The following is a 747-nucleotide window of genomic DNA, read 5'->3' as shown; positions in this document are numbered from 1 at the left end:
GGGGTTACCTTCGTTATCCACCAGCGCAGGCTGCACGCCGAAGAACGGACGAGTCGCGGAACCGGCTTTCAGCGGGATTGCGCCCGGCAGCGGAGTGATCATGAAGCCGCCGGTTTCGGTCTGCCACCAGGTGTCCATCACCGGGCATTTTTCGTTGCCGATTTTCTTCCAGTACCACTCCCAGGCTTCCGGGTTAATCGGCTCGCCGACGGAGCCAAGAATGCGCAGGGAGGAGCGGTCAGTGCCTTCGATGGCTTTGTCGCCTTCGGCCATCAGCGCGCGGATCGCGGTCGGCGCGGTGTAGAGAATGTTGACCTTATGCTTATCAACCACCTGACACATACGGGCAGGTGTCGGCCAGTTCGGAACGCCTTCGAACATCAGCGTAGTCGCGCCGCAGGCCAGCGGGCCATACAGCAGGTAGCTGTGGCCGGTGACCCAGCCCACGTCGGCGGTACACCAGTAAACATCGCCCTGGTGATAGTCGAAGACATATTTAAAGGTCGTGGCCGCGTAAACCAGATAGCCGCCAGTGGTGTGCAGCACACCTTTCGGCTTGCCGGTCGAGCCGGAGGTATAGAGGATAAACAGCGGATCTTCCGCGTTCATCGCTTCGGGCTGATGCTGGTCGCTGGCTTTTTCAATCAGGTCGCTCCACCACAGGTCACGCCCCTCTTTCCACTCGACGTTGCCGCCGGTGCGCTTAAGGACGATGACGTTGCTGATGGTTTTGACGTTCGGGTTTTT

At 59.7% G+C, this 747-nt stretch carries 1 protein-coding gene; it reads right to left on the bottom strand.

All coding sequences use genetic code 11. The features are described from left to right. Positions 1–747: AMP-binding protein (locus ETG88_RS22200; protein ID WP_164971845.1), on the bottom strand; the 747-nt coding region annotated here is incomplete at both ends.

Origin of the sequence: Lelliottia nimipressuralis (genome assembly GCF_004115925.1) — a bacterium.
Lineage (GTDB): Bacteria > Pseudomonadota > Gammaproteobacteria > Enterobacterales > Enterobacteriaceae > Enterobacter > Enterobacter nimipressuralis.
This window is presented reverse-complemented; position numbering and strand designations above follow the sequence as displayed.